The sequence below is a fragment of the Geitlerinema sp. PCC 9228 genome (assembly GCF_001870905.1).
Classification (GTDB): domain Bacteria; phylum Cyanobacteriota; class Cyanobacteriia; order Cyanobacteriales; family PCC-9228; genus PCC-9228.
This window is the reverse complement of record NZ_LNDC01000190.1, coordinates 1-7,467: the sequence shown is the minus strand read 5'-3', so window position 1 is coordinate 7,467 and position 7,467 is coordinate 1. Positions and strand designations below refer to the sequence as shown.

At 47.8% G+C, this 7,467-nt stretch carries 7 protein-coding genes; 6 read left to right on the top strand and 1 reads right to left on the bottom strand.

Annotated features, from left to right (window positions below; all coding sequences use genetic code 11):
• Positions 1-246: 246 nt before the first annotated feature.
• The 6 genes from AS151_RS19725 to AS151_RS19695 all read left to right on the top strand — a co-directional run bounded on the left by AS151_RS19725 (position 247) and on the right by AS151_RS19695 (position 5,823).
• Positions 247-1,926 (top strand): helix-turn-helix domain-containing protein, encoded by a 1,680-nt coding sequence (locus tag AS151_RS19725; protein WP_071518793.1) that lies wholly within the window; start codon positions 247-249, stop codon positions 1,924-1,926.
• A 248-nt stretch (positions 1,927-2,174) separates the two neighbouring features.
• Positions 2,175-2,834, top strand: coding sequence for an ATP-binding cassette domain-containing protein (locus AS151_RS19720; protein WP_071518782.1), 660 nt, complete (start codon positions 2,175-2,177; stop codon positions 2,832-2,834).
• Positions 2,831-3,634 carry an iron export ABC transporter permease subunit FetB gene (fetB, locus tag AS151_RS19715; protein ID WP_071518781.1) on the top strand — a complete coding sequence of 268 codons (804 nt, stop codon included), beginning with the start codon at positions 2,831-2,833 and terminating at the stop codon, positions 3,632-3,634. The genes AS151_RS19720 and fetB overlap by 4 nt, the downstream gene beginning before the upstream one ends.
• Positions 3,635-3,848: 214 nt before the next feature.
• Positions 3,849-4,118 (top strand): RNA-binding protein, encoded by a 270-nt coding sequence (locus AS151_RS19710; RefSeq protein WP_071518780.1) that lies wholly within the window; start codon positions 3,849-3,851, stop codon positions 4,116-4,118.
• Positions 4,119-4,641: 523 nt separating this feature from the next.
• Positions 4,642-4,836 (top strand): 30S ribosomal protein S21, encoded by a 195-nt coding sequence (rpsU, locus tag AS151_RS19700; protein ID WP_071518778.1) that lies wholly within the window; start codon positions 4,642-4,644, stop codon positions 4,834-4,836.
• Positions 4,837-5,388: 552 nt separating this feature from the next.
• Complete coding sequence (locus AS151_RS19695; protein WP_071518777.1) at positions 5,389-5,823, top strand: peptidylprolyl isomerase; 435 nt, start codon at positions 5,389-5,391, stop codon at positions 5,821-5,823.
• A gap of 190 nt (positions 5,824-6,013) precedes the next feature.
• Here the strand turns inward: AS151_RS19695 and AS151_RS19690 are convergent, their stop codons facing one another.
• Positions 6,014-7,381 carry a tetratricopeptide repeat protein gene (locus AS151_RS19690; protein WP_244533089.1) on the bottom strand — a complete coding sequence of 456 codons (1,368 nt, stop codon included), beginning with the start codon at positions 7,379-7,381 and terminating at the stop codon, positions 6,014-6,016.
• Between the last annotated feature and the right edge of the window lie 86 nt (positions 7,382-7,467).

Genomic DNA, 7,467 nt, shown 5'->3' with positions numbered 1-7,467 from the left:
GCCGAAACGTTCAATACGAACAGCTAGAAACCTACAAAACAGAGTAGGGTGGGCATTGCCCACCCGACCAAACCCCATCAAAAATATAAATCATTTTTCTATCAAAAAATCGCCACAAACGTTCAAAGCGAACAACTAGAAACAGGCAAATATGAAAAAATAGAATGGGGAACACCATACCAAACTATTATAAAAATCACCATTTCTGGATATGAAGAACTTATTTCTAGAACCCATCCTCCCAAAATGACCTATGCTATCCATACAGAATGCATCGCCTGTGACGCTTGCCGTCCTCGATGTCCTACTGGTGCTATTTCCGCCAACAATAAAAAATACAATATCGACCCCAATTTGTGCAACGACTGTCAGGGATATTTTTCCCATCCTTTGTGCGTTTTGGTTTGTCCCACCTTGCATCCCGTACCGTGGAATTGTTCTTTAGAAACCCATCGCCAGCCACGCCAACCCTATTCCACTTCCAGCCATCCCCACTTATTTATTCAAAGCAATAGTGGGTTTTCTTATACCCCCTTTGCCTCGGCAATTGTTATCTGGGAAGCTTGCAATATTTTTACCCAAAAACAATCCTTACCCTGGCATACCGATAGCGAAGGGAAAATGGTCTATCGGCGAAACATTAAAAAAGGCAAAGGTTCCCTTACCTTTCGCATGAAAACGGGATTTTGCCCAAATGCTGGTTTGCTTTCAGTATCGGAAAATAATGCTTCACAAGACTTTCCCAGTATTGCAGCAATCGATCCCCGTGCGGCTTGCCTGCATTTGCTCTATGCTGGTTATGCTACCACATTGGAACGACCTTGGGAAGAAAATTTTACCATAAGCGATCGCCAAATTGAAGCCTACTTAGGTCTCAACCGCCGCAAAGATTTATCCAAAATTACCAAACTGGCTCTAATTAAATATTTAGCCTTAGAACCCACTCGCTTGCAGTGTCACATTCAATGGTTTCGCCAAGGAAACGTACCTGCTTTTGCAGTAGAAGAAGAACCCATTTGGCGAGTTGTTGAAGTTCACCATCATTTCCACGAAGATGAAAACGGTGAAAAACATGTCACCGGATTGACTTTTGAAATTCAAGCCGGTACTTGGGCAAAATATTTTCTCAACTGGCAGGGATATCAAGAAAAAACCGCTTTTTATCAATACGGAATTTTGCCAGAGTGGGTATTAAAAGCTGTCATGCGTTTGTGGCAGCGGCGGGAAGGCGCGGTGAGAATTTTATTGTGGTTGTTGTTTAAAGTAAAAATTGGTAGGGAACAACCCATTGCGGTAGCAACGCTGATGCGGATAGCTTACGGAGAAAATAAAATTCAGCAAGCCTACAACAACCGCCACCGTCGCAAACGACAAATTCAAACTTTTGAAAGCGATTTGCAGGCACTTTCGGAATACGGCATTCAACCGATATTTGACCCGCAAACCTATCCCACAGATATCCAACCGATTTGGTTGCAGTTGCAAGAAATTCCCGAAGATAGTGAGGCGGCTTTGGCGTTTTGGACTGCAGACGGTCAAAGACAGCGACGTTTGACAGACCCAGCGCCTCGCGGCAAGTGGGAACGGCTGATGCGCGCGAAGTTGTTGCGGTTTCAGCTACCGGAAGCTTGGGAAGAACCCCTGGCAAGGTTCAAAAGCCGTCAAAAACCCAGTTCTCGGTCCGATTCTCGGTCCAATTATAGAAGGTATCGGCAACCAAAGCGCGATTTTTATTTTTCTGGCAATGTTTCTGGGGAGGCGGTGAAGCAGGCGCGTTGCCGTCGCGGTTGGAGTCAGCGATATTTGGCTCGCATGATGGGAAAAAGTCAAAGTTGGGTCCGCGATGTGGAGAGGGGTCGCTTGCAGGTTAAGTCGCGGGATTGGCAGCGGTTGTGCGAGATTTTGTCTCTGGGAGATGGTGGGTAGCTCGGCAGATGGGGGGCTAATTTTGTAGGAGCGAATTATTATTTTTGGGCAGGGTAGATGTTTGGGTAAAGGCGTCTCAAAAACCTCCCCTTTTTTATGACGAAATTAATTTCGCCCTATGTTACTTTCTATTATATAACTTTTGGAGAGTTTTGTCAATCGGTTTTGCTTTTAGATTTTCTGTACGAAGGAGGCGCGATCGCGTACAATGCGCTCCAGAAGGGCTTAGCAACAGTTAAGGAAAGGTTATGGAGTCGGTTCTGGTGGCGCGTTCTTTGGCTCGTCAAGTAGACAATCGCTGGCTGTGGCGGGGGCTTCATTTTGAGCTGCCGGCTGGCTGTCAGTTAGGGCTGGTGGGGGAGACGGGAACTGGGAAAAGTTTGTTGCTGCGATCGCTGGCTGGGCTGGATCCGATTCAGGAAGGCACGATTTGGTTTCGCGATGTACCCCAATCCCAGTGGTCTATGCCTGCCTATCGCGCTGGGGTGGTGTATTTGCAGCAGCAGCCGGCTTTGTTGGAAGGTACGGTGGAGGAAAATTTCCAGGCGGTGTATCGCTTGAAGGTCCATCGATCGCAAAACTACCGCCGCGACCGGATTTTGCCGTGGTTGGAACGGTTGGAACGCGATCGCACTTTTTTAGAACGCTCGGTGATGCATCTTTCTGGCGGCGAACGGCAGTTGGTGGCGTTGGTGAGAGCTTTGCAAATCCAACCGCAAATATTGTTGCTAGACGAACCCACAGCGGCTTTGGATGGGGAAACGGCTCAAAAAGTAGAAGCCGCGATCGCATCTTGGCTACAAGGGGAGAGCAACCGAGCTTGCATTTGGACCAGCCACGACCGCGAACAGATTCACCGGGTCACCGACCAGCGTTTGGTTTTGTCGAAATTTGCCGATTTGATATGAATTATATTGCGATTGAATACTGGCAACTGGCACTGGCGGCGTTGTTAATTGTAATTAACATCAGTCTTTCCGTTGGGTTGCGATTGGGGTTGGAACGTACTTTGGCAATTGCTGCCTTGCGGATGACCGTACAATTGCTGCTGGTGGGTTATGTATTGCAGTGGCTGTTCGAGCAAGAAAATCCCCTATTTATTTTGTTAATTGGGGCGGTTATGGCATCGGTGGCTGGGATGACTGCTGTCAATCGTACCAAACGTCGTTTTGCCCGGATTTATATCAACAGTTTGCTGTCGGTGTTGGTGTCTGCGTCTGTAGTAACGGGATTGATGCTTTTGGGGGTAATTCAAGTTCGCCCGTGGTACGATCCCCAGTATTTAATTCCCCTGTTGGGGATGATTTTGGGCAATATTTTAAATGGGATTTCTTTGGGATTGGACCGATTTTTGGAGGATTTGGTAGCCAATCGCGATCGCATTGAGATGCTGTTGGCATTGGGGGCAACCCGTTGGGAAGCAGCTACCCGGGAAATCCGCGATGCCGTGCGGGTGGGAACCATTCCCATTGTCAATTCTATGATGGTGATGGGATTGGTGAGTTTGCCAGGGATGATGACCGGGCAAATTTTAGCAGGTGCCAGTCCTTTGGATGCGGTTCGCTATCAAATTGCCATTGTATTTGCGATCGCAGCGGCAGCAGCGTTGGGAACCATGAGTGTAGTTTTGCTCGCCTTTTTAGCATTATTTTCACCATTGCACCAGTTGCGCTTGGATTTGCTAGCACGTCCCACCAACAACTCTTAAAGCCAGAATCCCCTAATCATAGGAAACTCGCGCTATGCTACAAAATTGTTAAAATCGTTTTCCAAATATAGGGGGGTGTGCTACTATAAAGTGAAAGGTATCGGTGTTTTGAGTTTTTGCGCACACGAAAGAATTTATCCAATTCGGTGTTATTTCCAAAAAACTTACCTCCGAAACCTCAATCTTTGTATGCTACCAACTGATGAGGTAAGTAATGACCGTTTATATCGGAAATCTCTCTTATGATGTAACGGAAGACGATTTAAACTCTGTCTTCTCTGAATACGGCTCTATCAAGCGAGTCAAATTACCGGTCGATCGGGAAACTGGAAAAAGACGCGGTTTTGGCTTTGTGGAGATGGAATCGCCCGACCACGAAACAACAGCCATTGAAGAGCTGGACGGCGCTGAATGGATGGGACGGACGTTAAGAGTCAATAAAGCCAAACCCCGTACAGAAAGAAAGCCTTTCGATCGCCGCTAAAAACAATAAGCAGACGCGAGAAAAAAACCAGGTTGCTTGCTTCAACCTAGCAACGTTGGCCGTTGTTGGTTTTGAAATTCGTCCCCAAGGATGGAGAGGAGAAGAGATTTCTCCTCTTCCTAAGCTTATTTCGGTCGAAAGGGTTTGGGTCCAATTCCCCGCCCTGGAAAATTTCCTTAAAAGCCCCAACCGACAACGATTTGGGGGCATTTGGGTCAAAGTTCCCAACGTGCGGTAACCATACCACCTTCCTGATACGAGGAAAGCAGGCTTCCGCCAGCAATTCTATGGGGACACTCGCACGTTGCGTTAGCAGGTGGGGAGCATTCATGGCGTAAATCATGTTATGCTAGCGGGAACGTTGGGATGGACATCGCCCGACGAGAAACGAATCCCGAACGACCGTAAGACCCGAGGGAGCGCGTTGTTACCTATTTAAAATCCCATGCCTTGAGCCTGGGGGAGATGTCAATAATTGGTTCGCTTTAGCACCAGGCGAACAACTAGAATGAGAGGAATCTAAATGGCCCAAGTGGTCTTGGCAGAAAATGAAAAGCTAGAATCCGCCCTACGTCGGTTTAAACGGAAAGTTTCCCAAGCCGGCATTTTCGCAGATATGAAAAAAGGGCGACATTTTGAGACGCCCAAAGAAAAACGCAAGCGAAAAGAACTTGCCCGGCACAAACAGCAACGTCGGCTTCGACGCCGTCAAAGATAGAGCAATAATTTGGTTCTCGATGTTCGAGGGCAATTGAGGAAGAGAACTCAGTTGCTTTTGCTGGAGCTATCTAAGGAAAGGTATTTGGATAGCGAAGGGAGAACCAATTTTGACTTCGCCGGTCCATGTTTTCTAGCATCTGCACCCAACAATTCGCCATTCTCTGTGTAAGAATGCGGAGTACCAGTGAAAACAAGTTAAGGCGAAGGAACAGTGGTGTATTGGTTGCTACACCCAACACCCCCAATGGTTCATTTTGCTGGTAAAGGTGCTAAACTGTGGGCAGCGAAAGTGAAGTCCAGGCACAAGTTTCCTCTATAAATAAATATAAGAAACCTCTGTACCGGTCAAGGAATACGGCCAATAACAGGCCGAGAACCAAGGCAAAAAATACCAAAGCGCTTTGGGAATTTTCCTCAAAGCATTGGCAGATAGTCCCTCTCTTGAACCAATCGAGAGTGTAATCGTTAGCGGGTATTCGTATCCGTTAGCAAAAAACTATCGGTAGATGCATATACTGCACATTGACGTTCGACATGGAGGAAATTCACCGTGGCACAAGCACAACAAGGTGATAAAGTAAAAGTACACTACACCGGGAAGCTAACAGACGGTACCGTGTTCGACAGCTCTCGCAATCACGGAGAACCTTTGGAGTTTACCATCGGCGAACAGCAAATCATCCCTGGTTTTGAAGAAGCTGTTGTAGGCATGGCCCCCGGGGAATCCAAAACCGAAGAAATTCCTTCCGACAAAGCCTACGGTCCTCACCGTTCGGAAATGGTTGCGGAAGTAGACCGGCAGCAAATTCCTGAGGATATTAGCGTAGAAGTGGGACAGCAGCTACAAGTTCAACATCCTTCCGGACAGGTTATCCCAGTTACGGTTACCGCGGTGGAAGATTCCAAAGTTACTCTAGATGGCAACCATCCGCTAGCTGGCAAAGATTTGGTTTTTGAAATTGAGCTAGTAGATTTCGCTGCCTAGAAACGAAATTCGGGCAACCAAATTAAAAATAATCGAGTAAGTAGCAGCTTTCCTGAGTGCGCTTCCCAACAATGGCGAAGCGTTTTTCCATGCTCTCCCGGCTTGGGTGTCGGGAGGTTTTTCCTGCTTCCCGCTAGGAAGCTATTTTCGCCACCGGTCGATCCTAGGGGCGTTTGATTTTTGGTTTTTCTTAGAAATCGCGATCGCGTTCGATATCCTGAATTACCTTTTGCAAGTACCATGCTTCCGATTCCCCTGGATAGTCGTGGCGAGCTTGGTTGAGCAATCTTTCTGCCAACTCCCAATGACCGCCTACCAACTTGAACAGCCGTTGCTGTAAGGAACTGGTACTTTCCGCAGCTTCGGATGAAGCTTGTTGGGAACTGTCCCAAGTATCGAAGAAACTAGAAACCGTAAACGATTGTAACTGTTGGATGCGTTCCAACGTGGCTTGGTAGTGCTGCCAGTTCTCCTGTTGAAAATAGCGATCGGCAGCTGCCTGATAGTCATCAATAGCCTGCTGCATTTGCTCTTGGCGCACGTAAGCCATGCCCCGATAAATATAAACATCCGCCCGTTCCGAATCGAGCTGCAACGCTTTTGAGTAATCCGCGATCGCCGATTCGTAGTCGGTCATTTCCCGATAAGCATTGCCCCGAGCAATATAAAGCATAGCATCGTTGGGCTCAATTTGCAAAGCCGCATTAAAATCAGAAATCGCCCCCCGATGGTCTCCCAAGTGCAAGCGTACTTTCCCGCGATTGCGATAGGCGGAAATATCTCCATTGTTGAGGCGCAAAGCTTGGTTAAAATCCGAGAGGGCATCGTAATGTTTGCCCAGCTTGTACCGCAAAATGCCGCGACAGCAGTACGCTTGGGCGTCTTGACTGTCCGCTTGCAAGGCCCAATCCAAATCTTGAATGGCACCTTGGCAATCTCCTCGTTCCGCTCTCTCCAACAGTTGGGTATAGTAATCCGACGCCGACTGCATGGGGGGAATGCGGGTCGTTTGTGCTTTGGGGGTAGGGGTGGAAATGGGCGATGGAATCCAAGACGGTGCCGCTGTTGTTGTGCTAGGCTGCAATTTCTCGATGCTTTCCAAACAGCGACGGGCGTTCTCTTTATCTTTTTGCTTCACGTAGAGCTGGGCAGCCTTTTTAAAATCCGCGATCGCACCTTGGGAGTCTCCCTGTTTGCGTTTGACAATCGCCCGCAACTGGTAAGCCGCCGCATAATTGAGATCCAGTTGCAAGCATTTTTCCACATCTGCGAGGGTTCCTGGCAAATTTTTCAGACTCAAACGTACCAAAGCCCGAGCGTAATAACAAGCCGTTAGTTCCGGATTGCGTTCTAAAGCTCGGTTGTAATCTTCAACTGCCTGGTAAGGTTTTCCCAAGTCGAAATAAACCAACCCTCGTTGGTAGTAGGCATCTGCCATGTGGGGATTGGCTTGCAATACTCGATCGAAAGCCGCGATCGCGCCTTCGTAATCCCCTTGACGGGCTTTTTCTACACCTTTCTGGTACAGTTCTGATTCCATACTCCTAGCGATATTCATTAGCCGACTCTAAAACACTAACAAACGTTCACAGACGTTAAGGTTTCTTCCTGCTTCACAGTAGCAACGTCGGCGTTAACTACTCC